Origin of the sequence: Halorubrum sp. Atlit-8R (assembly GCF_003666025.1) — an archaeon.
GTDB classification, from domain to species: Archaea; Halobacteriota; Halobacteria; order Halobacteriales; family Haloferacaceae; genus Halorubrum; species Halorubrum salinarum.
On sequence record NZ_QPLV01000003.1, the window covers coordinates 246,943 to 269,655 of the forward strand.

General features: G+C 71.2%; 21 protein-coding genes and 1 tRNA gene. 8 read left to right on the top strand and 14 right to left on the bottom strand.

What is annotated here, in order from left to right; translation table 11 throughout:
• Window positions 1-30: 30 nt before the first annotated feature.
• Both ligA and DVK05_RS10010 read right to left on the bottom strand, forming a co-directional pair.
• Window positions 31-2,199 (bottom strand): NAD-dependent DNA ligase LigA, encoded by a 2,169-nt coding sequence (gene ligA / locus DVK05_RS10005; protein ID WP_121563214.1) that lies wholly within the window; start codon window positions 2,197-2,199, stop codon window positions 31-33.
• Between the two features lie 82 nt (window positions 2,200-2,281).
• Window positions 2,282-3,481 carry an amidohydrolase family protein gene (locus DVK05_RS10010; protein ID WP_199712314.1) on the bottom strand — a complete coding sequence of 400 codons (1,200 nt, stop codon included), beginning with the start codon at window positions 3,479-3,481 and terminating at the stop codon, window positions 2,282-2,284.
• Between the two features lie 118 nt (window positions 3,482-3,599).
• Between DVK05_RS10010 and DVK05_RS10015 the strand changes: the two genes are divergently transcribed.
• Entirely contained in the window at window positions 3,600-5,318 is a 1,719-nt protein-coding gene (locus tag DVK05_RS10015) for an HVO_2922 family protein (protein ID WP_121563215.1), read from the top strand.
• 31 nt (window positions 5,319-5,349) lie between these two features.
• Here DVK05_RS10015 and DVK05_RS10020 read toward each other — a convergent pair whose 3' ends face one another.
• The 5 genes from DVK05_RS10020 to DVK05_RS10040 form a co-directional block, all read right to left on the bottom strand.
• Window positions 5,350-5,658, bottom strand: coding sequence for a glutaredoxin family protein (locus tag DVK05_RS10020; RefSeq protein ID WP_121563216.1), 309 nt, complete (start codon window positions 5,656-5,658; stop codon window positions 5,350-5,352).
• Window positions 5,655-6,035 (bottom strand): CTP synthetase, encoded by a 381-nt coding sequence (locus DVK05_RS10025; RefSeq protein ID WP_121563217.1) that lies wholly within the window; start codon window positions 6,033-6,035, stop codon window positions 5,655-5,657. The genes DVK05_RS10020 and DVK05_RS10025 overlap by 4 nt, the downstream gene beginning before the upstream one ends.
• Window positions 6,035-6,952 carry a glutamine-hydrolyzing GMP synthase gene (gene guaA / locus DVK05_RS10030; protein ID WP_121563218.1) on the bottom strand — a complete coding sequence of 306 codons (918 nt, stop codon included), beginning with the start codon at window positions 6,950-6,952 and terminating at the stop codon, window positions 6,035-6,037. Before guaA ends, DVK05_RS10025 begins: the two co-directional genes overlap by 1 nt.
• Window positions 6,953-8,608, bottom strand: a complete 1,656-nt coding sequence (locus tag DVK05_RS10035; protein ID WP_121563219.1) for a CTP synthase — start codon at window positions 8,606-8,608, stop codon at window positions 6,953-6,955.
• A 111-nt stretch (window positions 8,609-8,719) separates the two neighbouring features.
• Window positions 8,720-10,045 (bottom strand): PQQ-binding-like beta-propeller repeat protein, encoded by a 1,326-nt coding sequence (locus DVK05_RS10040; protein ID WP_121563220.1) that lies wholly within the window; start codon window positions 10,043-10,045, stop codon window positions 8,720-8,722.
• A 135-nt stretch (window positions 10,046-10,180) separates the two neighbouring features.
• Here DVK05_RS10040 and DVK05_RS10045 point away from each other — a divergent pair, with 135 nt between their 5' ends.
• On the top strand, window positions 10,181-10,606 hold the full coding sequence (locus DVK05_RS10045) for a hypothetical protein (RefSeq protein ID WP_121563221.1): 426 nt from the start codon (window positions 10,181-10,183) through the stop codon (window positions 10,604-10,606).
• Window positions 10,607-10,979: 373 nt separating this feature from the next.
• On the opposite strand, the gene DVK05_RS10050 is transcribed toward DVK05_RS10045, so the two are convergent.
• The 4 genes from DVK05_RS10050 to DVK05_RS10065 form a co-directional block, all read right to left on the bottom strand.
• Window positions 10,980-11,063, bottom strand: a tRNA-Leu gene (locus DVK05_RS10050).
• A gap of 35 nt (window positions 11,064-11,098) precedes the next feature.
• Window positions 11,099-12,352: an endonuclease/exonuclease/phosphatase family protein gene (locus DVK05_RS10055; RefSeq protein ID WP_121563222.1), complete on the bottom strand. Its 1,254-nt coding sequence runs from the start codon at window positions 12,350-12,352 to the stop codon at window positions 11,099-11,101.
• Window positions 12,353-12,480: 128 nt separating this feature from the next.
• Window positions 12,481-13,533, bottom strand: coding sequence for a PAS domain-containing sensor histidine kinase (locus tag DVK05_RS10060; RefSeq protein WP_121563223.1), 1,053 nt, complete (start codon window positions 13,531-13,533; stop codon window positions 12,481-12,483).
• A gap of 60 nt (window positions 13,534-13,593) precedes the next feature.
• A complete protein-coding gene (locus tag DVK05_RS10065) occupies window positions 13,594-14,475 on the bottom strand; it encodes an EamA family transporter (protein WP_121563224.1) in 882 nt (293 codons plus the stop codon).
• Window positions 14,476-14,580: 105 nt separating this feature from the next.
• Between DVK05_RS10065 and DVK05_RS10070 the strand changes: the two genes are divergently transcribed.
• Window positions 14,581-15,123 (top strand): DUF309 domain-containing protein, encoded by a 543-nt coding sequence (locus tag DVK05_RS10070; protein ID WP_121563225.1) that lies wholly within the window; start codon window positions 14,581-14,583, stop codon window positions 15,121-15,123.
• A 59-nt stretch (window positions 15,124-15,182) separates the two neighbouring features.
• Here the strand turns inward: DVK05_RS10070 and DVK05_RS10075 are convergent, their stop codons facing one another.
• Window positions 15,183-15,824: a hypothetical protein gene (locus tag DVK05_RS10075; protein ID WP_147437762.1), complete on the bottom strand. Its 642-nt coding sequence runs from the start codon at window positions 15,822-15,824 to the stop codon at window positions 15,183-15,185.
• Between the two features lie 119 nt (window positions 15,825-15,943).
• On the opposite strand from DVK05_RS10075, the gene DVK05_RS17120 reads away from it, so the two are divergent.
• Together DVK05_RS17120 and DVK05_RS10080 are read left to right on the top strand one after the other, a co-directional pair.
• Window positions 15,944-16,099, top strand: coding sequence for a hypothetical protein (locus DVK05_RS17120; protein ID WP_158598860.1), 156 nt, complete (start codon window positions 15,944-15,946; stop codon window positions 16,097-16,099).
• Window positions 16,100-16,206: 107 nt separating this feature from the next.
• Window positions 16,207-17,010, top strand: a complete 804-nt coding sequence (locus tag DVK05_RS10080; RefSeq protein ID WP_121563227.1) for a succinylglutamate desuccinylase/aspartoacylase family protein — start codon at window positions 16,207-16,209, stop codon at window positions 17,008-17,010.
• Here DVK05_RS10080 and DVK05_RS10085 read toward each other — a convergent pair whose 3' ends face one another.
• Window positions 17,011-17,391: a cupin domain-containing protein gene (locus DVK05_RS10085; protein ID WP_121563228.1), complete on the bottom strand. Its 381-nt coding sequence runs from the start codon at window positions 17,389-17,391 to the stop codon at window positions 17,011-17,013.
• Window positions 17,392-17,475: 84 nt separating this feature from the next.
• Between DVK05_RS10085 and DVK05_RS10090 the strand changes: the two genes are divergently transcribed.
• From DVK05_RS10090 to DVK05_RS10100, 3 genes are all read left to right on the top strand, one after another.
• Entirely contained in the window at window positions 17,476-18,660 is a 1,185-nt protein-coding gene (locus DVK05_RS10090; RefSeq protein WP_121563229.1) for a M50 family metallopeptidase, read from the top strand.
• A 76-nt stretch (window positions 18,661-18,736) separates the two neighbouring features.
• Window positions 18,737-20,785: a DUF460 domain-containing protein gene (locus DVK05_RS10095; protein WP_121563230.1), complete on the top strand. Its 2,049-nt coding sequence runs from the start codon at window positions 18,737-18,739 to the stop codon at window positions 20,783-20,785.
• Window positions 20,786-20,905: 120 nt separating this feature from the next.
• Window positions 20,906-21,892 carry a tyrosine--tRNA ligase gene (locus tag DVK05_RS10100; RefSeq protein WP_121563231.1) on the top strand — a complete coding sequence of 329 codons (987 nt, stop codon included), beginning with the start codon at window positions 20,906-20,908 and terminating at the stop codon, window positions 21,890-21,892.
• Between the two features lie 21 nt (window positions 21,893-21,913).
• Here DVK05_RS10100 and DVK05_RS10105 read toward each other — a convergent pair whose 3' ends face one another.
• Window positions 21,914-22,681 carry a topoisomerase DNA-binding C4 zinc finger domain-containing protein gene (locus tag DVK05_RS10105; RefSeq protein ID WP_199712315.1) on the bottom strand — a complete coding sequence of 256 codons (768 nt, stop codon included), beginning with the start codon at window positions 22,679-22,681 and terminating at the stop codon, window positions 21,914-21,916.
• Between the last annotated feature and the right edge of the window lie 32 nt (window positions 22,682-22,713).

A 22,713-nucleotide genomic window follows, 5' to 3' on the forward strand; every position in this document is an offset into this window, starting at 1 on the left:
GGGGCGAGCGTCGCGCGGGCGTCGCGGCGCTCACGCGTCGCTTGCGGGCGGCCACGCCACGCCGCGCTCGGCGAGCAGGTCGGCGAACGCGTCCTCGTCGACGACGGGCACCCCCTCGGCGTCGGCGTCGTCGCGCTTGGACCGCCCCGGGCTCTCGCCCGCGACGAGGTAGTCGGTGTTGCCGGAGACGCTGGACGTGGCGTTCGCGCCGTGCGCCTCGACGTGCGCCTGCGCGTCGCCGCGGGGCACCGACAGCGACCCGGTGAACACGAAGGTGAGCCCGTCGAGCGCGTCGGCCGGGCCGGAGGTCGCGTCGGTCTCGAACGGCTCGGGGTCGACCCCGCGCTCGCGGAGCCCCGCGATCGCCGCGCGGTTCTCCTCGCGGTCGAGGAACGCCCGGATCGAGGCGGCCACCTCGGGGCCGACGTCGTCCACCTCGCGGAGCGCGTCCTCGTCCGCGTCGAGGAGCGCGTCGAGCGTCCCGAAGTGCGCGGCGAGCGCCCGGGCGGTCGTCGCGCCGACGTCCGGGATCCCGAGGCCGGCGAGGAAGTCGTCCAGGGGCGGGTTCCGCGTCGCGTCGAGTTCGGCGATCAGGTTCTCGGCGCTCCTCGAACCCCACCCCTCCAGTTCGGCGAGGTCGTCGACCGTCAGGTCGTACAGGGCCGGCAGCGACTCGACGAGGCCGGCCTCGCGGAGCTGCTCGACGCGCTCCGGGCCGAGCCCCTCCACGTCGAGCGCGTCGCGGCGCGCCCAGTGCTCGACCGCGCGCTCCAGTTGGGCCGAGCAGCCGAGCCCGCCGGTACAGAACGCGAGCGGGCCGTCGCGCTCGACCGCGGCCCCGCAGACCGGACACTCGTCGGGGAACTCGTAGGTCCCCTCGCTGCGCTTCTCGACGACCTCCGGGACGTAGGGGATCACGTCGCCGGCGCGGTAGATCCGGACGCGGTCGCCGACGTTCACGCCGAGCGCCTCGATCTCGGCGGGGTTGTGGAGCGTCGCGCGCGAGACGGTGACGCCGCCGACGTCGACGGGGTCGAGCTCGGCGACCGGCGTGAGCCGCCCGGTGCGGCCGACCTGGACCGTCACGCCCTCGACGGTCGTCGTCGCGGTCCGGGGCGGGAACTTGTGCGCGAACGCCCACCGCGGCGCGCGCGACGTGCTCCCGAGCGCCTCGCGGTGCGCGAGGGCGTCGACCTTAATCACGACGCCGTCGACGGCGTAGTTCAGGTCGTCGCGCGCGGCGAGGACCGCGTCGCGGTACTCGATCGCGGCCTCGACGTCGTCGACGACCTCGACCCGATCGTTCCGGCGGAGGCCGAGCGACCCGAACGCGTCGAGGACGTCGCGGTGGCGCGCGGGGCGCTCCGGGCCGCCCTCGCCCGCTTCCCACGCGAGCACGTCGAAGAAGAAGACGTCGAGGGGGCGCTCGGCGACGACCGCGGGGTCGAGCTGGCGGAGCGTGCCGGCGGCGGCGTTGCGCGGGTTCGCGAACGGCTCCTCGCCGCGCTCGATCAGCTCCTCGTTGTACGCCTCGAAGGCGTCGCGGGGCATGTAGACCTCTCCCCGAACGGCGAGCCGGGCGGGGTGGTCGTCGCCGCGCAGGCGGCCGGGGACGGAGGGGATCGTCCGGACCTGCTCGGTGACGTCGTCGCCCTCGCGGCCGTCGCCGCGGGTGGCCGCGCGGACGTACTCGCCGTCCTCGTAGATCACCTCGATCGAGAGCCCGTCAAACTTCGGCTCGCAGACGTACGCGAGGTCGCCGGGGTCGAAATCGGGAAGCTCGCCGGACTCGGCAGCGTCGGCGAGCCCCCCGCGGACGCGCTCGTCGAACTCGCGGACGGCCGCCGCGTCGGTCGCGTTGTCGATGGAGCGCATCGGCGCGACGTGCTCGACGGTCGCCAGCTCGTCGAGGGGCTCGCCGCCGACCCGCCGGGTCGGGGAGCCCTCGGTCGGGAGGTCGAAGGCGGCTTCGAGCTCCTCCAGCCGGGCGAACAGCGCGTCGTACGCCGCGTCGGAGATCAGGGGGTCGGCCGCGACGTAGTACCGGTGGTCGTGCTCGCGGACCGCCGCGCGGAGCAGTTCGGCCTGCTCGGCCGCCTCGTCGGCGGAGAGGTCGTCGACCGGGTCGAAGTCGGTCGGCGGGTCCTCGACGTACGGGTTCTCGGCCGGGTCCGCGTGCCGGGTCGACGGAGTCGTCATCGACGGGAGATGGGGCCGACTCGGGGTAAAAATGCCCGTTCCGGCGGCGGTGGATGAGCGAGCGGTCAGGGGTCGGTCTCGGTCAGGCGACGCGGTCGCCGCGCGCGAACACGGCCGCGGGGTCCTGCCACGCCGTCACGTCCTCGGTCGGGTCGGCGTCGAGGACGACCAGGTCCGCCGCGTACCCCTCTTCGACGCGGCCGACGTCGTCGAGGCCGAGCAGGTCGGCCGCGTTGACGGTGGCGGCTTCGAGCGCGCGCTCCGGCGAGAGCCCGTAGTCGACCATGTACGCCAGTTCCCGCGGGATGTCGGCGAAGAAGTTGAACGGCGTGCCCGCGTCGGTCCCCATCGCGATGGGGACGCCGGCGTCGAGCGCGTGGTCCCACGCGTCGTCGAAGCGGTCGGCGGCGTCCTCGGCCTTCGCGACGGCGTCCTCCGGGATGCCGGCCTCCACGCCGTGGTCGACGATGCCCCGGAGCGCGCTCGCGGTCGGGACCCAGTAGGTGCCGCGCTCGGCCATCATCTCGGCCGCCTCGCGGTCCATGAACGTCCCGTGTTCGACGCTGGAGATGCCGGCCTCGACGGCGTTTTTGATCCCCTCCTCGCCGTGGGCGTGGGCGGCGGTCGGCGTGTCGGTCGGCGCCGCCGCGTCGGTGAACGCGTCCAGCTCCTCTGGGGTCAGCTCGGGGGCGCCCGTCACCGCGCCCTCGGTGAGGACGCCGCCGGTGGCCATACACTTGAGCACGTCCGCGCCGGCCTTCAGCTGCTCGCGGGCCGCCTTCCGCACCTCGGCGGGGCCGTCCGCCTCGCGGCCGAACCAGTTGCCGTGGCCGCCGGTCATGATCACGTTGCGGCCGCACGCGAGGACGCGCGGGCCGTCGATCTCGCCGGCGGCGACCGCCTCGCCCGCGTCGAGCGCGAGCGTCCCGCGGCTGCCGAGGTCCCGGACTGTCGTGACGCCGGCCGAGAGGGCGGCCTCGAGGTTGCCCGCGGCCCGGTAGCTCGCGGTGTAGTCGCTCTCGGAGACCGCGGTCGAGACGTCCGGGCGCCCGTCCATCATCACGTGGACGTGCGCGTCGATCAGCCCGGGCGCGACGACGCGGTCGCTCGCGTCGACGCGTTCGAGGTCCGCGTCCGGAACGTCGTCGACCGCGCGCTCGACCGCCTCGGGGTCGCCGACCGCCGCGATCTCGCCGTCGACGACCGCCACGTCGGCGGCCCGCGTTCCGTCGGCGTCCGCCACTCGACCGCCCGCGAACAGGTACGCCGCTGCGTTTGCCATGTCCGTGTGAGGGAGGGACGAACGGGTAAACGCTCGGGTCGCGGTAGTCCGGCGCGGCGGTCGCGCCGTCGTGTCACTCACCCACACTTATAAGCGGGCCGCCGGAGTCGTCTCGGGTATGTCAAGTGATACCGAACCAAACCGAGACGGCGGACTGTACGAGCGACGGATCGGGACGCCGCGGACGACCGACGAGGTGAACGGCTACTGGCTGTTCGGCTTCGGGGTGCTGCTCGGGCTGGCCGGCGTCGCGGTCTTCCTCCTCACCGAGTCGGCGACGACCGCGCGCGGCATCGGGTACGCGCTGGCGGCGCTTTCGCCCCCGTTCGTCATGCTCGGAGCCGTGATCCGGTTCCCGCTCCGCAGGCCGGGGACCGCCCTCGGCTACCTCGGGACGGCCGTCAGCGTCCTCGGCGTCGTCTGGTTCGTGAACGTCTTCCCCGACGGGTGGTTCAGGGCCTCGGGCGACCCCGCCGTGATCACCGTCTACGGCGTCGGGCTGCTGCTCATCGGGCTGGCGGGGACGGTCGTGCCGCTGCTCTCCGACCCCGTCTACGAGGACTACGAGCGGATGCGCGGCGAGGCGGCCGCGGCGACCGCGACCGCCGAGGAGACGAGCGGGGAGCTGGACGCGGCGCGCGACGAGCTCGCGGCCACCGAGTCGGAGCTGGAGGCGACCCGGGGCGAACTCGCTGACACCGAGGCCGAACTGGAGACCGCCCGGGAGGAGCTCGCGGCCACCGAGTCGGAGCTCGACGCGGCGCGCGAGGACGCGACGGCCGCGGAGGCGGCGGCCGCGTCGCTCCGCGAGAGCAAGGCCCGGTTCGAGCTGTTCGAGGACGCGAGCGGGCGGCCGCGCTGGCGGCTCCGCCACCGCAACGGCAACGTCATCGCGACCTCCGGGCAGGCGTACAGCAGCCGCGGGAAGGCCCAGCAGGGGCTCCATAGCGTGCGGCGGAACGCGCTCGGCGCCGGCCTCCTCCGGATCGAGACGCCGAGCGCGGAGGCCGAGGCGGTCGCCGACGACGACGGGCCGGAGCCGGACGACGCCGCGGCGCCGGACGTGGCCATCCCCGACGAGGCGGCGGCCCCCGAGAGCCGGGCGACCTTCGAGCTGTTCGCGGACAGCGCCGACGAGTGGCGGTTCCGGCTCCGCCACGACAACGGCAACGTGCTGGGCGACTCCGGCGAGGGGTACGCCTCGAAGTCCAACGCGAAGCGCGCGCTCTCGCGGCTGCGCGACCACGCCGCCGCCGCGGACTACCTCCGCATCGACCCCGCGGCGTTCGAGGTGTACGAGGACGCGGGCGGCAAGTGGCGCTGGCGGCTCGTCCACGAGAACGGCAACGTCATCGCCGACTCCGGTCAAGGGTACGCCTCCCGACAGAAGGCGCGGCAGGGCCTCGACAGCGTCAGGTCGAACGCCGGGGGCGCCGGGCTCGAATTCCCCGACGGCGACGACGAGGGGCGCGCGTCCGAGAGCAAAGCGACCTTCGAGGTGTACGAGGACGCGGGCGGCAAGTGGCGCTGGCGGCTCGTCCACGACAACGGGAACCTCATCGCCGACTCCGGCGGGGGGTACGCCTCGAAGTCCAACGCGACGGACGCGGTCGAGCGCGTGAGCGAGTACGCGCCCGACGCGGGGGCACTGGCCGCCGGGAGCGCGGCGTTCGAGATATACGAGGACACCGCCGGGGAGTGGCGCTGGCGGCTCCGCCACCGCAACGGCAACGTCCTCGCCGACTCCGGCGAGGGGTACGACTCCCGGTCGAGCGCCGTCGAGGCCGTGACCCGCGTGAAGGCGAACGCGCCCGGCGCGGAGACGGTCGAGAAGTAGGCGGCGCGGTCCGAGCGGGCTTTTTTCCGAGTCAGGTCGCGGCCAGGAGCTTCAGCCGCAGGTCGCGCTCGTCGACCTCGTACTTGAACGCCGGGTTGCCGTCGACCAGGACGTACGGGACGCGCTCGCCGTACTCGTCGGCGAGCTCCGGGTCGGTGTCCACGTCGACCACGTCGAGGGCGACCGTCACGCCGTCGAGGTCGGCCGCGACCGACTCGATCGTCTCGCGGGCGACGACGCACAGCGAGCAGTCCTCGCGGGTGTAGAGTGTGACCGGGACGGTCGTCGCGTCCGCGGCGCCCTCGCGTCCGGTCGCGTCGCCGGCGTCGTCCCCGCTCACGGCTCGCCGTCGTCGGAGAGCAGCTCCTCGGCGACCGTCGCGGCGCCCAGCAGGTCGGGGTCGACCGCGAGGTCGGCGACCGTCGCGACGAACTCCGGCAGCGATCGGCTCGCGTAGGTGACGACGCGGACCTCGGGGTTCAGCTCCTTGGCGACCGGGATGCCGGTGGCCTCCTCCACGTCGGTGAGGACGAAGTAGGCGGCGTCGGCGACGCCCGCGTCTTCGAGCTTCGGCGCCGTGACGAGCCCCTCGATCCGGCGGACCTCGACGCCGAGCGCGGCGAGCTCCTCGCCGAGGCCGTGCTGGTCGGGGCCGGCGACGACCGCGAGTCGGCCCTCTGCGCGGCCGCCGTCGGGGCGGGCTGACGGCTCCGCCATCACTCGTACTCGATCGTCGCGGGCGGCTTGTGGGTCACGTCGTACACCACGCGCGCCACGTTCTCGTTCTCGCCGGTGATCCGGCTCTGGATGCGCTGGAGCGTGCTCCAGTCGATCTCCTGTGCCCGGGCGGTCATGCCGTCGCGGCTCTCGACGGAGCGCACGGCGACGACCCAGCCGTGGACGCGGTTGTCGCCCTTGACGCCGGTCGCCTTGCCGAGGACCGCGGCGAACGCCTGCCACGGGTCGTACTCTTCCAGTTCCTCCTCGACGACGTGGGTCGCCTCGCGGGCGACCGCGGCCTTCTCGGGCGTCACCTCGCCGACGATCCGAACGGCGAGCCCGGGGCCGGGGAATGGCATGCGCTCGGAGATGATCTCCTCTAAACCGAGCGCGCGGGCCACCTCGCGCACCTCGTCCTTGTAGAGGTCGCGCACGGGCTCGACGATCCCCTCGAAGTCGACGACCTCGGGGAGCCCGCCGACGTTGTGGTGCGACTTGATGTTCCCCTCCGACTCGATGCGGTCGGGGTAGATCGTCCCTTGGACGAGGTAGTCGGCGTCCACGTCGCGCGCGACCGTCTCGAACTCGTCGATGAACCCCTCGCCGATGACGTGGCGCTTCTTCTCGGGGTCGGTGACGCCCGCGAGCCGGTCGAAGAACCGGTCTTGGGCCTCGATCACCCGCAGCGACTCCATGAAGTCGAACGTGTCGCGGATCTCCGCGGTCTCTCCCTTCCGCATCAGCCCCGTGTCGACGTAGACGGGGGTGAGCTGGTCGCCGACCGCCTCGTACGCGAGCGTCGCCGCGACCGAGGAGTCGACCCCGCCGGAGAGGGCGATCACGGCGTTCGCGTCGCCGATCGCCTCCCGTATCTCCGCTTTCGCCTCCGCGATGAATTCCTCCGTCTCGACCATCTATAGCCTCACGTCCGCGTTCCGCTCGGTTGTGTCCGTCGATCCCAGCGCCGCCTCGACGAGGGAGACGAACGGCGGGCTCGCCCGGTCCGGGCGCGACCGGAACTCGGGGTGCGCCTGCGTCCCGAAGAAGAACGGGTGGTCCGGGCGTTCGAGGATCTCCATCCGGTTGTCCGCGCGGCCGGAGAAGACGAGCCCGTCGGCCTCCAAGGCGTCGATGTACTCGGGGTTCACCTCGTAGCGGTGGCGGTGGCGCTCCGTGCAGGCGTCGGCGCCGTACACCTCGGCCGCCAGCGTGTCGGGCTCGATGTCGGTCTCGTGGGCGCCGAGCCGCATCGTCCCGCCCATGTCCTCCGTCTCGTACTGCTCGGGGAGGAGATCGATGACGGGGTGGGGCGTGTCGGGGTCGATCTCCGCCGAGTGGGCGCCGTCGAGCCCGAGGATGTTCCGCGCGTGTTCGACGACGGCCATCTGGAAGCCTAAGCAGAGCCCGAGGAACGGCACGTCGTTCTCGCGGGCGTACCGGACCGCCTCGATCTTCCCGTCCGTGCCGCGGGAGCCGAACCCGCCGGGGACGACGACCGCGTCGGCCGTCGCGAGCCGCTGCTCGTGTTCCTCCCGCGTCTCGTCGGCGTCGACCCACAGCACGTTCACCTCGGTGCCGGTCTGGATGCCCGCGTGTTTCAGCGCCTCGTGGATGGACATGTAGGCGTCTTCGAGGGCGTACTTGCCGACGAGCGCCACGTCGATCTCCTCGTCGCGGTCGCGGGTGACGAGGTCCCGCCACTCGGTCGAGCGCTCCGCCTTCGGGAGCGCCTCGTCGGCGAGGCCGAGCCGCTCCATCACGTACTCGTCTAACCCCTCGTCTTCGACCATCAGCGGGACGTGGTAGATGTCCTCCACGTCGGGGTTCGAGAAGACGGCGTCCGTGGGCACGTCACAGAAGAGGGCGATCTTCTCTTTCGTCTCCGGGTCGAGCCGGTCCTCGGAGCGACCGACGAGGACGTCCGGCTGGAGCCCGATCGAGCGCAGTTCCTTCACGGAGTGTTGGGTCGGCTTCGTCTTCTGCTCGCCGTTCTTCGAGTACGGGACCAGGGTGACGTGGGTAAAGAGGATGTCCTCGTCGTCTTCCTCGTGGGCGAACTGGCGGAGCGCCTCGAGGAACGGCATCGACTCGATGTCGCCGACGGTCCCGCCGATCTCGACGAGGCAGACGTCGGAGCCCTCGGCGGCCTCGCGGATCCGGCGCTTGATGTCGTCGGTGACGTGCGGGATGATCTGGACCGTCTTGCCGAGGTAGTCGCCGGCGCGCTCGCGCTCGATGACGTGCTCGTACGTCTTCCCCGTGGTGACGTTGTGGTCGAACGTCATGTCGGTGCCGAGGAAGCGCTCGTAGTTGCCCAGGTCGAGGTCGACCTCGCCGCCGTCCTTGAGCACGTACACCTCGCCGTGCTCGTACGGGTTCATCGTCCCGGCGTCGACGTTGAGGTAGGGGTCCACCTTGACGGCGGTCACGTCGAAGCCCGCGTTGGCGAGAAGGCGCCCGGTGCTGGCGGCCGTGATGCCCTTGCCCAGCCCGGACATCACTCCGCCCGTGACGAACACGAACTTCCGACCCAGCGAGGGGTCGTACCCCGTGTCGGGATCTGCTGGCATATCGACCGTCCGTCAGGCGCCGGCAAAACCGTTTCGGACCCTCCGTTTCGGGTGGACGTTCGTGCTGTTCACCGAACTACCGCTCGCCGGACCGCCCGCGGGACGGCCGACTCACTCCGGCGCGGAGAGGCGGTAGCACATGCCGGGCTCGTCGGTGTCCTCCGGCGCGCGCTCGGTGTAGTAGATCCCGTCGTCGGTGACGAACGGCGCGCTCGTCACCTCGCCGTTGCCCTCGACCGCCCAGGTCACCGAGCCGTCCCCGCGGTCGAGCGCGTAGAGGTGGTGGTCGTACGAGCCGACGAGGACGTGCCCGTTCGTCACGGTCACGTTCCCGGTGATCCACCCGTCGGTCGGGGTCGACCACAGCTCCTCGCCGGTCGCCAGGTCGATCGCGTAGACGTTCGTGTCGTGGCTCCCGACGTACACCGTCCCGTCGTGGACCGCCGGCGCGCACATGACGCCGCCCGTGCGGATCGGGTCGGGCTCGTCCGACGGCGACACGGACTCGTCGGTCTCGAACGCCCAGAGCCCGGAGCCGTCGGCGACGTCGACGGCGGTGACGGTGCCGGCCCACGACGGGACCACCGCGATCCCGCGGCTGACCGCGATCGGCGCCTTGACGTCGCCGCCGGTGTCGAAGGTCCACGCGCGCTCGCGGTCGGAGACGGACCACGCGTAGACGCGGCCGTCGTTGGCGCCGAACAGGAAGCGGTCGCGGTCGAGGTCGACCGCGATCGTCGAGTGGGGGTGGTCGGTCGGCCGGCCGTCGCGCCACACCTCCTCGCCGCTCTCGGCGTCCAGCGCGACGGCGGCGCCGCTCGGCGGCGTGAACTCGACGGCGAGGTACAGCGTCCCGTCGTGGTACGTCGGGCTGGCGGCGGCCGCGTCGCCGACGTCGGTCTGCCACTCGATATCGCCGGTCTCGACCGAGACCGCGGAGACGACGCCGTCGTAGGTGCCGACGTACGCCGACCCCTCGGCGACCGCGGGGGTGCCGTGGCTCCCCCACTTGGCGTCGGAGAGGTCCGTCGCCCAGTTCGTCGTCCCGTCGACCGCGATCGACTGGATCCGGCCCGTGTCGTCGGCGACGAGGATGTCGCCCGCCGGCGTCGGCATCGGGCTGCCCTTCGAGGCGGAGTGCTCGCCGCGGTTCGCCGGCACCGACCACCGCACCTCGACGCTCTCGGGTATCGTCGCGTCGATGTGGCCGTGGTTCCGGAGCCCCTGTCGGAACTGCGACGTGAGCCCGTCCGGCGACTGCGGGCGGGCGGTAAGGTCCAGCGGCAGGTCGACTCCGTCGAATCCCGACCCGGCGCCCGCGGCGGGCGAGTCGCCGTCGCCCGGCGAGTCGCCGCCGAGCGAGCTACATCCGGCGAGGCCGGCGACGCCGACGCCGCCGGCGACGCGGAGCCAGTCGCGGCGCGTCCGTTCGGTCATGCTCCCCGGTTCGCGGGAGAGCATAAAAAGGCATGCCGCTCGGCGATCCGGGCGCGCGGCGACGCGCCGACGCGGCCGCAGTCGGGGAACCGGGAGCGAAAAGCACTCACCGGGCGGGGGCGAGGGCCCGGGCGCATGGACTGGTCCCCGCTCCCGCCCGCGACGGCCGCCGCCGTCGCGCTCGCGGTCAGCCTCACGCGCAGCGTCACGACCATCGCCGTCGGCACGGCGATCGACGTCCCGGGCCCCGGCGCGCTCACCCTGTACAGGTTCGGCGGGCGCGCAGTCGGGTTCGTCCTCGTCTATGGACTGCTCCTCGGCGTCGCGTACCGCGTCGGTCGGCGCGGCGACGCGCTCGACGTCGCCCCCACGACGCTGGCCACCGGCCTCGTCGGCAGCGTCGCGTTCCTCCTCGGGACCGGCGCGATCCTCGCGTGGACCGGTCCTCAAAACGTGATCGTCGCCGTCAGAGGGGTCGGCGCCGCCGTCGGCGTCGGGGTCGAACTGGCGGTCGTCGCGCTCGCCGGGCTCTCGCTCGGGCGGCTGCGAACGACCGGGTGAGCGCCGAGTGCGGACGGTTCCGCACGGAGCCGTCGCTGGCCGAATTTCGGTCGCGTCGAGAGGTTTTGCGAGGGAAGAGCGCTCCGAGAGCGTCTTCCGCATCACGGGGGGTGGACCCCGGCGATGCGAGGGGAGGGATTTGAACCCACGGACCACCGCGAGACGGTCCGGCTCGCTTCGCTCGCCGGCTGCGACTCGCGTGCTCTCGTTCGCTCGCGTCGCTCGCTCACGAGACCTCTACAGGAGCGGAGCTTGAATCCGCCGCCGTTTCCGGGCTTGGCGATACCGGGGGCTCTGTGTGAATCGAGTGAAGTTTTGCGAGGGAAGAGCGCTCCGAGAGCGTCTTCCGCATCACGGGGGTGGACCCCGGCGATGCGAGGGGAGGGATTTGAACCCACGGACCTCTACAGGAGCGGAGCTTGAATCCGCCGCCGTTTCCGGGCTTGGCTACCCTCGCACGCAGTCGGCATCAAGCCCTCCGGGTGGTTTAATTCACCGATTTCCGCGGCCGCGGCCCTTTCCGCGACCGCCACCGTTCCCGCCACCGTTTCCGGGCGTCACGGCGACGTCCGCCCACACGAGGCGGTGGTCGGAGGCGGCGACGGCGTCGTCCGCGAGCCCGCGCTTGTTCGCGTTCGGATTCGGCCACACGACCGACGAGGCGCGCTTCGAGAGGTCGGGCGAGGGGAGGACCCAGTCGACCTTGGACCCGTCCCCGCCGAAGTCCGCCGTCGCGTACTGGTTCCCCAGCGTGGCGCCGCCCGGGCTCGTCGGGAGGCTCCGGCTGTTGAAGTCGTCGTTGTCGACGAAGTACTTCGTCGCCGGATCGAGGGGCTCGTCGCCCGGCCCGGCGTTCATGTCGCCGAGAAGCACGTACGAGGCGTCGTCGTCGAGCCCGCCGTGCGTGCCGGCGTCGTCGTAGATGTAGTCCTCGCCGGCGACGTAGTCGGCCCAGAACCGGTTCTCGTCGTGGTTCCAGCGACCGTTGAAGTTGTTGTCGCCGTCGAAGACCGTCGGCGTCGGATGCGAGAACAGCCCGTGGACCGTCTCGCCGTCCACGTCGAACGGCACGTCGATGTGGGTCTTCGAGGAGAGCCGGAAGGCGTCGAGCTCCTCTTCGACCAGATAGATGTCGTCCGTGTCGACGTCGTCCTGGCCTTTCACCGGGATCAGGTTGCCCGGCATGTCCGCCCACAGGAACTCCCGGAACGATCGGATCGCTCCCTCGTCGAAGGGGAACTTGCTCGCGATGCCGAAGGCGTACTGGCCGGGGTAGAAGCCGAAGCCGAAGGCGTCGCCGGGGCGCCCGAACGCGCCGTCCTTGTTGAAGTCGTAGTCCTCCTCGGGCAGGAGCCCGGTGTTGCTCTCCGGCTGGAGCGTGTACTCGTAGTCGATCCCGTCGAGGTGCGGCGCCTGCGGCTCGCTGAGGTAGTTGTCGACGAACGCCTCGATGTTCGTCTGCGCCGTCGGCACGCCGTCGTCGACGGTCGCCTCCTGAATGTTGTTCACGAGCTCGTTGACCACGAGCACGTCGGGGTCGACCTCCTGAATCACGCGGGCCGCGGCCTCCGCCTGCGAGTCCCCCGGCTCTTGGACCTGCTCTGTTCCGAGATCGACGACGTTGAACGCGGCGTACCGCGGCGTCGGCGCGTTCCCGCGTCCCGCCGCGGTGCCGACGATTCCCGGCACCGCCGCCGTCGCGCCGATCGCCTTCAGTACGCTCCGTCGCGAGGTGTCGCGTGGCATGCGAACCCGAATATAGTTTACTATATATTAAATTTAAACAAATGTAGACTCAGCAATGATTTAAGCAGACGAGAGCGCGAATCCTGCTGCGGGGTCGAGTGGAACCTGTCGGCAGCTCGGGGCCGTTCTCACGCGGCCCGACGGGCGCCGACCAGCGTCGCGCGGAACCCGCCCGCCGCGGACTCGTCGATTTCGAGCGACCAGTCGTGCGCGGCCGCGACGCGCTGGACGATGGCGAGCCCGATCCCGGTGCCGCCCCCGGGGGAGACGCCGAAGTCGGTCAGCGCCGCGCGCGCCTGCTCGTCGTCCGGCAGCCCCGGGCCGTCGTCGGCCACGTACACCCCCCGGTCGTCGACGCCGACGCGGACCGTGGGGGCGTCCCCGCCGTACTCGAAGGCGTTGCCGATGAGGTTCCCGACCGCGCGCCGGAGCAGGGTCGGGTCGCCGGCCACCGGCCCGGGGTCGTCGACGACGAGCTCGGCGTCGGCCGGCCGGTCGCCGAAGTCGCCCGACTCCAGGCAGTCCGCCGCGAGGTCCCCCAGGTCGACCGCCTCGTCCGCGGTCTCCACCTCGTTCGGGTCGCGGGCCATCACCAGCGCCTCGTCGATCATCGACTCGATCCGTTCGAGCGCGTCCTCGGCGGCTGCCAGCTGCTCCGTGTCGCCGGTCTCGACGGCGAGGTCGACGTAGCCCCGGGCGACCGACAGCGGGTTCCGGAGGTCGTGCGAGAGGAAGCCGGCGAGGCGTTCGAGCCGCTCGTTGAGGCGTTTCAGCTCCCGCTCGCGTTCGACCCGCTCGGTCACGTCGCGAATAACCCCGACCGCGCCGACGATCGACCCGTCGTCCTCGATGGGGCTCAGCCGTGTCTCGGTGGTCACGTCGCTGCCGTCCGCGAGCGTCGTCGTGAGCTGGACGCGCTCGTCGTCCGCCTCGCCGTCGAGGACCCGTTCGGCCGCCGCCCGGTAGCGGTCCCCCGTCTCCGCGCTCCAGTACCCCTCTTCGACGAGCCGCTCCGGGTGTCTCCCGTGGAGGACGGCCTCGTCGAACCCGGTCACCTCGCGGAGGCGCTCGTTGACGAACACCCGGGTCCGGTCGGCGTCGAGGACGTAGGCCCCGTCGCCGAGGGCGTTCACGATCGACTCGGCGTGGTCGATCGGGCTCGACTCCGACGGGGGTTCCATGCGGTCGCTACGGGGCGAACGGTAAAGTCCTCTCGGGTGGCCGACGGCGCGCCCGTCGTGTCACCCGGCTATCATGGCGACGCCGACCACCGCGAGGACGGCCGCGACGAGCCGGAGCCGGAAGTGGCGCTCGCCGAGCAGCACGCCGCCGAGGACGACCGCGACGATCGCCTGCGTGTTGATCACGGGCGAGGCGACGCTCGCGGGCAGCGCCGCGAACGCGACCGTGGTCAGGTGCTCGCCGACGGCGACGAGCGCGCCGGCCGCGAGGAACTTCGGAACGTCCCGCCGGCTCGCGTCGATCGGGGTTCGCACGGCCGCCGGGAGCAGCACGACCGCGACGCCGGCGAGCAGCAGCGGCACCCAGAGCGTGCCGGGGATCGCGAGTTCCTGGAGCGCGACCCGCTTGCCCACGTCGCCGACGGCGTAGCAGGCCGCGCTCGCGAGTGCCAACTGGGCGGGCCGCGAGCGGGCGGCCCGCGCGATCGGCGCGAAGAAGCTGCCCGGCTCGTAGTTCGCGACGTACACCGCGAGCGTGGTGACGACGACGCCGGCGACCTGGACCGGCGCCAGCACCTGGCCGAGCAGCCCGACCTCCAGCGGGAGGACGAACATCGGGATCACCTTGTTGATCGGCGCGACGTACGACACCGCCCCGTCCTCGATGGCGCGCAGGAAGAGGACGAACGCCGCCGCCGTCGCGACGCTCGTCCCGGCGACGACGGCGAACCGCCGGGGGACGGCGAGCCCGGCAAGGCCGGCCGCGGCGTCGCCGAACCCGACCGTGAGCCCGGTGCCCGCGAGGAACCACCCGAGCGCCGCGGCGTTGACCGCCACCGTCAGCGCCGCCGGCGGGTACTCGGAGAAGGCGCGCTTCAGGACGAAGAGGTACGCGCCCCAGACGACCGCGGCGGCGACGGCGAAGAGGAGCCCGGTGGCCATTCGTTCGCCCCGAGCGCGACCGGCGGAAAGAGTGGTTCGATCCGGTGCCGCCGGGCGCCGGGCCTCGCGAAACGGTTAGGTCGCTGCCGCGAGAACGCCGCGCACATGGACGACCACACCCGCGACCCAGGCGTCGCCCCGCCGCTCGGGAACCCGACCGGGTGGCACGCGGGCGGCGAGCCGTCCGGCGACGGGGAGGCGTCGGCGGAGGGCGCGGGCGACGCGGGGGCTGTCGGGGGGTACTGGGAGCACGCGACGCTCCGGCGCGCGACCGAACACGGGGTTCGGCTGTTCAACGACGGCGCCTACCACGAGAGCCACGACTGCTTCGAGGACGAGTGGTACAACTACGGCCGCGGCACCGCGGAGAGCGCCTTCCTCCACGGGATGGTGCAGGTCGCCGCCGGCGCGTACAAGCGCGTCGACTTCGGCAACGACGCGGGGATGCGATCGCTGTTCGAGACGGCCCTCCAGTACCTCGACGGCGTCCCGAGCGACTTCTACGGCGTCGACGTCGCGGACGTCCGGGAGACCCTCCGCGCCGCGCTCGACAACCCGAGCGCGGTCGACGGCTGGCGGATCGCCCTCGACGACGCTCGCCCGCCGGCGTACCCCGCGGACTACGAGTACGCGGAGCGGGTAGAATAGGCTGTTACATCACGACGCAGTAATTACCGACAAGGGCTGGTTGGCGATCTTATCGAGATCTACTCTTGTTCAAACATCGCACGAATATCCATATCCTCCGAGTCGAATGCCTGACTGATAATCCAGACAACAACCGCAAACAGAAGGAACAGGTATGAGACGAATATCGTCAGTATTCCAAGATTTAGCACCTCTTGAGTAGGAACAGGCAAGAGCGGATCGCCGGTCGGTTGAAATACACCAAAGAGGACCATACCGCCGCCGATAGCGGTTGCTAGGAGGGCGACTGCACCGATTATTACGTGTGTTTGTTCAAAGAACTCACTAGCAGACATCTCCTCTGAATCCGGCTTTGGGTGGACGACAGTATCCCTCGGTAATGGGTACTCAGAGTCGGGAAAGTTAATCCACCAGTAGTCCCCGTTGTTGATTGACCCCTTCTTGAGCATTCCCTGCTCAACCATTTCATCGAGACGATCCGAGATCGTCTGACGGTCTCTATCAATCACCGACTCAAGTGACCCAAGAGAGTGTATCGCATCGTCGCTGTACCATAACTCTCGGAATACGGCTTCTTGGAGGAGTTCGTTCTGCGTATTGTTGTTCAATCGCTGCTTGAAGTGGTCTGGTATACCCTCATCTTCCCGTTCCGCATTCACGTAACGGCGATGTACGTTCGCCAAATCACTATCCTCGTTCACTGAAAGCCGGTTTCAGCGGCCGTTCAAAGTATCTATCGGCTCTCATGATCGAGTGATGCTTCTAATCAAGGCATCGGTGAAACTGGAGGTGTTGAGTCGTGGTTAAACAAGCTGCGAGTGTGATCGGGCTGCTCATGGCGATTCTGGCGCTGGTTAGTTGGTTAGTTATCAACAGCAATCTTCCGGGCTCCGTCGGCGCCGGAGTCAACCTCATCGCGATCATAGTGTCAATGTTGACCGGGCTGTTTGCTTACGTTGCTGTGATCAAGTCCTGAGAGCGGCGGGGCGTCTCAGTACCCGTCTCAAAATTATTCGTCGGAGCGACACTATAGTCACATCGTCGATCCGAACGCCACTTATCCGCCGCCCGCCTGGGAATCGTATGGAGATTCACGACCTGGGCGACGGGGAGCCCGAGGTCGCCGTGGTCGGCGCGATCCACGGCGACGAGCCCTGCGGCGCCCGCGCCGTCGAGCGCCTGCTCGACGCCGACCTCGCCCCCGAGCGTCCGGTGCGGCTGATCGTCGCCAACGAGGCGGCGCTCGACGCCGGCGAGCGGTACCTCGACGCCGACCTCAACCGGGTGTTCCCGGGCAACCGCGACGCGGCGGCCCACGAGGTGCGGCTCGCGGCCGACCTCGTCGACGCGCTGGCGGGGTGTACCACCCTCGCGATCCACTCGACGCAGTCGTACGCCGAGCCGTTCGCCGTCATCGACTCGATGGACGAGGTGACCCGCGCGGTCGCGCCGCACCTCCCCGTCGACGCCGTGATCCAGACCGACGCGTTCACCGAGGGCCGGCTGATCGAGCACCCGCACACGCTCGAGGTGGAGGCCGGGCTCCAGGGCTCCGAGGGCGCCGCCGACAACGCCTACTGGCTCGCCCGCGCGTTCCTCGCGGCGACCGGCGCCATCTCCGCGCCCGGCGCCGACGACGTGCTCGACGCCGGCGGCCGCGAGGACGTGTCCGTGTTCCGGCTCCGCGAGCGGATCCCGAAGCCCGACGCCGAGGCGTACGAGGTGTTCGCGCGCAACTTCGAGCGTGTCGAGTCCGGCGAGCGGTTCGCGGCCGCGGACGGCGAGCCGCTGCTCGCCGACGAGCCCTTCTACCCCGTGCTGCTGTCGCCGAACGGCTACCGCGACCAGTTCGGCTACGTCGCCGACCGGGTCGGCACTCTGGAGTAGCTACTCGACGAGCTCGATGGTGTCGTCGCCGTTCGGCACCGCACAGATGAACGCGCCCGGCTCGTCGCCCGCGTTCCGGTACCAGTGTTCGACGCCCGCGGGGATGAGGAGGGCGTCGCCGGGCGAGACGGCGTGCTCCTCGTCGCCGACGCCGACGACGTACTCGCCGGAAAGGACGTACTGCTCGTGTTCGACCGCGTTGGTGTGGCGCGGGACCTCGGCGCCCGGCGCGAGTTCGAACCGGCGCATCGCGAAGTTCGGGGCGCCGTCGGACTCGTCGAGGAGGACGGCCTTCGAGAGCCCCTCGGCGGCGTCGACCGGCTCGGACGCGACCGCGTCGGCGCGTTTCACGACCGCCTCGGGATCGGCTGTGTCGCTCATGGGCGTCCGTGACGGGCGGGGGGTACTTAACCGATCACCGCACGGACCCGGTGACTTAACCGATCACCGACCGAACCCGAGGGTATGCGTGGAATCAAGGTCGGGAGCGCGTTCGGCATTCCGATCCGCCTCAACTGGACGTTCTTGCTCGTCTTGCCGCTGTTCGCGTACCTCATCGGCGGGGAAGTGAGCACCATCGCGGAGGTGATGAACGAGGTCGCCGGGCTCGGCATCGACACGGCCGCGGTCGCGACCGGGACCACGCCGTGGATCCTCGGCCTGTCGGCCGCGGTGGGGCTGTTCGTCGGCGTGCTGCTCCACGAGTTCGGCCACTCGCTCGTCGCCATGCGGTACGGCTACGAGATCGAGTCGATCACGCTGTGGCTGCTCGGCGGCCTCGCCAGCTTCGCCGAGTTCCCCGAGGACTGGAAACACGAGTTCTGGATCGCGATCGCCGGCCCGCTCGTCAGCGTCGCGGTCGGGGTGGCCTGCTACGCCGTCGTCCTCGTCGCGCCGATGGGCTCGAACGCGGTCCTCTTCGTGTTCGGGTACCTCGCGCTGTTGAACGTCGTGCTCGCGGTGTTCAACATGCTCCCCGCGTTCCCGATGGACGGAGGGAGGGTCCTCCGGGCGCTGCTCGCGCGGAACCAGCCGCACGCGCAGGCGACCCAGCGGGCCGCCGCCGTGGGGAAGGTGTTCGCGTTCCTGATGGGGATCGTCGGCCTGTTCACCTTCCAGCTGCTGCTCATCGTCCTCGCCTTCTTCGTCTACATCGCCGCCTCCGGCGAGGCCCAGCAGACGACCCTGAAGGCCGCCTTCGAGGGCGTCAGCGTCACCGACGTGATGACGCCCCGCGAGGACCTCCACACGGTGACGGAGGACACCTCCGTCGCCGACCTGATGAGCCGGATGTTCGAGGAGCGCCACACCGGCTACCCGGTCCTCGACGGCGACGACCTCGTCGGGATGGTGACCCTCGAAGACGCGCGGTCGGTCCGCGAGGTGGAGCGCGACGCCTACCGCGTCGACGACGTGATGGCGACCGACCTCGTCGCCGCCGACCCGAACGCCGACGCCCTGACCGCGCTCCAGACCATGCAGGAGCACGGCGTCGGGCGCCTCCCGGTCGTCGACGCCGACGGCGCGCTCGTCGGGCTCATCTCGCGGTCGGACCTGATGACCGCGTTCAACATCATCCAGACCGGCGGCACGCCGGGCGTCATCAGCGCCCGCCGGCAGGGGGCCGGCGACGAGCCGCGGATCCTCTGACCGCTCGCCCCCCGCCAACGGCCGGTCGCACCCCCTCGGCGTGGGGTATATACGCGGCAACGACCTACCTCGGTACGTGACAACCCGGACCATCCGCGCCCGCGACCGGCCGGTGTTCGGCGTCGACGTCCACAGCGGCGACGTCCGCGGCGACAGCCCCTCCTACGCGCTCGTCATCCTCGACCCCGTCGACGAGGACGACCCGGACGCCCCGGACGCTGACGGGCCGATGGCCCGGGTCACCCGCGACGTGGTCTCGTTCCGGAAGCTCTGCCGGCTGATCGACGACCGCGAGCCCCTCTACGTCGCCACCGACAACGCCTACGAGCTGGCGGCCGACAAGAACGAGCTGGTCGGCTTCCTCCGGTCGCTGCCGGACGGGACGCGGCTGGTCCAGGTGACCGGCGCCGAGCGCCCGGAGCCGCTCTCGCGGGTCGCCTCCCGGCACGGGATCCCCTACGGGAAGGAGCCGATGAAGGAGGCGGAGGCGGCCGCGCGGCTCGCCGCGGCCAACGTCGGCCACGAGGTGACCGCCTTCACCGACGAGACGACGGTGAAGGTGTCCCGCGGCCGCTCGACGGGCAAGGGCGGGTGGAGTCAGGACCGCTACACCCGGCGAATTCACGGCAACGTCCGGAAGCGGACGCGGCAGGTCCAGTCGAAGCTGAACGAGGCGAACCTCGACTTCGAGCGCGACGTGACCGAGAAGTACGGCGGCTACGCGAACGCGACGTTCACCGTCGAGGCCCGCCCGGAGGACATCCCCGTCTCGGACTCGCGGGCCGGCGACGTGCGCGTCGAGGTCGAGCGCGAGCGCCGCGACGGCATCGAGTACGAGCCGCTGGTGAAGCGGCGCGACCGCGTCATCGTCGGCATCGACCCCGGCACCACCACCGCGGCCGCGGTCGTCGGCCTCGACGGCACCGTCCACGCGCTGTACTCCTCGCGCACCGGCGACACCGCCGAGGTGACCGAGTGGATCGTCGAGCAGGGGCGGCCGATCATCGTCGCCGCCGACGTGGAGCCGATGCCGGAGACCGTCGAGAAGTTCCGGCGCTCGTTCGACGCCGCCGGGTGGCGCCCCACGACGGACCTCCCGGTCGACGAGAAGCTCCACCGCACCCGCGAGGCGAGCTACGACAACGACCACGAGCGCGACGCGCTCGCCGCCGCGCTGTACGCCTACGACGACCACGAGGACCAGTTCGAGCGGATCGCGGCGAAGACGCCGCCGCGGCTCGACCGCGAGGCGGTGATCGCCGGCGTCGTCGCGGGCGGCTCGTCGGTCGAGGCCGTCATCGAGGACTTGAGCGAGGACGACGGCGACGGCGACGACGGGAGCGACGAGGCGGAGGCGGACCCGACGGAGCCGGAGCGCACCGAGGAGGAGGAGACGATCCGCCGGCTCCGCGAGCGCGTCGACCGACTGGAGTCTCACGCCGAGTCGCTGGAGGCGGACCTCGACGAGCGCGACGACCGGATCGCTGAGCTGGAGTCCGAGCTGGAGGAGGCGAAACGCGAGGAGCGCATCGAGGCCCGCACCCGGCGGGCGGTCTCGCGGCTCGAACGCGAGACGGACCGGCTGGAGCGCGAGCGCGACGAGGCCCGCGAGCGCGTCGAGGACCTCGAACGGAAGGTGGAGACGTTAAAGGAGCTGTGGCGGCTCGACCACTCGAACTTCGGCGACGTCGCCGAGGGGCAGGGCCTCGTGAGCGTGAAGGTCGTCGAGCAGTTCACGCTCGACGCGCTCGACGCCGCCGACGAGGCGTACGGGCTCGTCGCCGGCGACGTGGTGTTCCTCCGGGACGCCTCCGGGGCGGGGCGCCGGACCGCCGAGCGGCTCGCCGAGACGGAGCCCCGGGCCGTGATCCGCGGCGAGGGGAACCTCTCGGACGTGGCCGACGAGGTGCTGTTCGAGCGGGGGGTCCCGGTGGTGCCCGCGGACGCGGTGCCGGTCCGCGAGGTGGACGAGCTGGCGGTCGCGAGCGAGGAGGCCCTCGTCGAGGCCGTCGACGAGTGGGAGGAGCGGGCCGCCGAGCGCCGGCGCGACGAGAAGGCCGAGCGGATCGACCGGATCATCTCCGAGCACCGCGCGGGGCGGACGCTGCCCGAGACCGAGGAGTGACCCCGACCCGGTCGCCTCGGAACCGAGGAACCGGCGGTCGACGGCCGCGCTGGCGGCGCTCCCCGTGAGTCGTCGGCACGCATCCAGAAGTCATATGTCCGGGAACGCACACTCGGAGGTATGGACGCTCACGAGCTGATCACCCGGAACGCGGCCGAGGTGGTCACCGAGGCGGAGATCGAGGCGCTGGCCGACGACCCCGAGGGCAAGCGGGCGTACGTCGGCTACGAGCCCTCGGGCGTGCTCCACATCGGTCACATGCTCACCGCGAACAAGCTCATCGACCTCCAGGAGGCGGGCTTCGAGGTCACCGTGCTGCTGGCCGACGTACACGCCTACCTCAACGACAAGGGGTCGTTCGAGGAGATCCGCCACACCGCCGAGCGGATGCGCGACCAGTTCATCGCCTACGGGCTCGACGAGTCGAACACGCAGTTCGTGCTCGGCTCCGACTTCCAGCTCGACGACGACTACACGCTCGACCTCCACGCCCTCGAACTGGAGACCACCCTCTCCCGCGCCGAGCGCGCGATGGCGGAGATCAGCTCGGGCGACTCGGTGAAGGTGTCGCAGGCCGTCTACCCGCTGATGCAGGCGCTCGACATCCCGTACCTCGGCGTCGACCTCGCGGTCGGCGGGATGGAGCAACGCAAGGTCCACATGCTCGCGCGCGACGTGCTCCCGAGCATCGACCGCGAGCCGCCGACGAGCCTCCACACGCCGCTCATCGCCGACCTCGGCACCGGCCGCGGGAAGATGTCCTCCAGCGAGGGCGTCACCATCTCGATGGAGGACTCCCGCGAGGACATCGAGTCGAAGGTGAACGACGCCTACTGCCCGCCGACGGCCGACCCCGAGCCGACCGACGACGGCGCCGAGCGCGAGAACCCCGTCCTCCAGGTGTTCGAGTACCACGTGTTCCCGCGGTTCGACGCGGTGACCGTCGAGCGCCCCGAGGAGTACGGCGGGAACCTGGAGTACGACGCCTACGACGACCTGGAGGCCGACCTGGAGTCGGGCGAGCTCCACCCCGCGGACGCGAAGGGCGCGCTCGCGGAGTACCTCGACCGCCTCATCGCGCCGGGCCGCCAGCAGCTCGCGGAGTAGGCCGGTCGTTCCGCGGCGCCCTCACTCGGCGTCCGCTTCGTTTCTCACCGCGCGACCGTCGAGCGCGCAGGTCCCGTCCAGACAGCCGAGCCCCGCCGCCGTCTCGAAGACGGGGAGCCCGCAGTCGCACTCGTCGACGACGACGCCGGCCGGGAACGAGAAAGTCGTCTCGCAGTCCGGGTAGTTCTCGCAGCCGAGGTAGACGCGGCCGGGCGCGGAGCGGACCCGGAGGTCGCCGTCGCAGTCGGGGCAGTCCCAGACGCCGTCGAAGCGGTCGCTGACGGCCTCCGCCATGGGGTCACAGCCCGGGTCGAGACAGAGGTGGAACGGCTCGCCGCGCTCGACGCGGACCTTCGGGAGCCCGCAGTCGTCGCAGGTCGCGTCCGTGACGCTGGCGCCCGCAGGCAGCCCCCGCCGCTCCTCGCAGTCCAGGCAGACCACGTCGCCGCGCGAGCGAACGAGCGGCCCGCCGTCGTCCGGGCAGGTCCCGACCGGGACGCCGGCCTCGGTGACGGGGAGCGCGCGGCTCGCGGTCGCCTCCGCCGCGACGACCCGGAGCCGCCGGGAGCCGTCGCGGGCGGTGACGGTGAACCCGTCGCCGTCGGCCTCGACGACGACGCTCTCGGGGCGGGTGAGCCACGCGACGGGCTGGTAGCCGTCGGCGTCGTGGACGAGCGTCGTGTCGTCGGGTTTGATCAGGACGACGACCCGTCCCCGGTGGGTGCGGGTGCGGTCGCCGCGGTCGGTTACCTCGCAGTCGCCGGCCAGCACGCGGAGTCGCTGCGGCATGGGGCGACTGGCCGCGGAATGGCTGAAAAGCG

What these genes read in the sequence shown, in the direction of transcription:
- ligA (WP_121563214.1), bottom strand. Translation starts at nt 2,199, where the DNA reads ATGACGACTCCGTCGACCCGGCACGCGGACCCGGCCGAGAACCCGTAC.
- DVK05_RS10010 (WP_199712314.1), bottom strand. Translation starts at nt 3,481, where the DNA reads ATGGCAAACGCAGCGGCGTACCTGTTCGCGGGCGGTCGAGTGGCGGAC.
- DVK05_RS10015 (WP_121563215.1), top strand. Translation starts at nt 3,600, where the DNA reads ATGTCAAGTGATACCGAACCAAACCGAGACGGCGGACTGTACGAGCGA.
- DVK05_RS10025 (WP_121563217.1), bottom strand. Translation starts at nt 6,035, where the DNA reads ATGGCGGAGCCGTCAGCCCGCCCCGACGGCGGCCGCGCAGAGGGCCGA.
- guaA (WP_121563218.1), bottom strand. Translation starts at nt 6,952, where the DNA reads ATGGTCGAGACGGAGGAATTCATCGCGGAGGCGAAAGCGGAGATACGG.
- DVK05_RS10035 (WP_121563219.1), bottom strand. Translation starts at nt 8,608, where the DNA reads ATGCCAGCAGATCCCGACACGGGGTACGACCCCTCGCTGGGTCGGAAG.
- DVK05_RS10040 (WP_121563220.1), bottom strand. Translation starts at nt 10,045, where the DNA reads ATGACCGAACGGACGCGCCGCGACTGGCTCCGCGTCGCCGGCGGCGTC.
- DVK05_RS10045 (WP_121563221.1), top strand. Translation starts at nt 10,181, where the DNA reads ATGGACTGGTCCCCGCTCCCGCCCGCGACGGCCGCCGCCGTCGCGCTC.
- DVK05_RS10055 (WP_121563222.1), bottom strand. Translation starts at nt 12,352, where the DNA reads ATGCCACGCGACACCTCGCGACGGAGCGTACTGAAGGCGATCGGCGCG.
- DVK05_RS10060 (WP_121563223.1), bottom strand. Translation starts at nt 13,533, where the DNA reads ATGGAACCCCCGTCGGAGTCGAGCCCGATCGACCACGCCGAGTCGATC.
- DVK05_RS10065 (WP_121563224.1), bottom strand. Translation starts at nt 14,475, where the DNA reads ATGGCCACCGGGCTCCTCTTCGCCGTCGCCGCCGCGGTCGTCTGGGGC.
- DVK05_RS10070 (WP_121563225.1), top strand. Translation starts at nt 14,581, where the DNA reads ATGGACGACCACACCCGCGACCCAGGCGTCGCCCCGCCGCTCGGGAAC.
- DVK05_RS10080 (WP_121563227.1), top strand. Translation starts at nt 16,207, where the DNA reads ATGGAGATTCACGACCTGGGCGACGGGGAGCCCGAGGTCGCCGTGGTC.
- DVK05_RS10085 (WP_121563228.1), bottom strand. Translation starts at nt 17,391, where the DNA reads ATGAGCGACACAGCCGATCCCGAGGCGGTCGTGAAACGCGCCGACGCG.
- DVK05_RS10090 (WP_121563229.1), top strand. Translation starts at nt 17,476, where the DNA reads ATGCGTGGAATCAAGGTCGGGAGCGCGTTCGGCATTCCGATCCGCCTC.
- DVK05_RS10100 (WP_121563231.1), top strand. Translation starts at nt 20,906, where the DNA reads ATGGACGCTCACGAGCTGATCACCCGGAACGCGGCCGAGGTGGTCACC.
- DVK05_RS10105 (WP_199712315.1), bottom strand. Translation starts at nt 22,681, where the DNA reads ATGCCGCAGCGACTCCGCGTGCTGGCCGGCGACTGCGAGGTAACCGAC.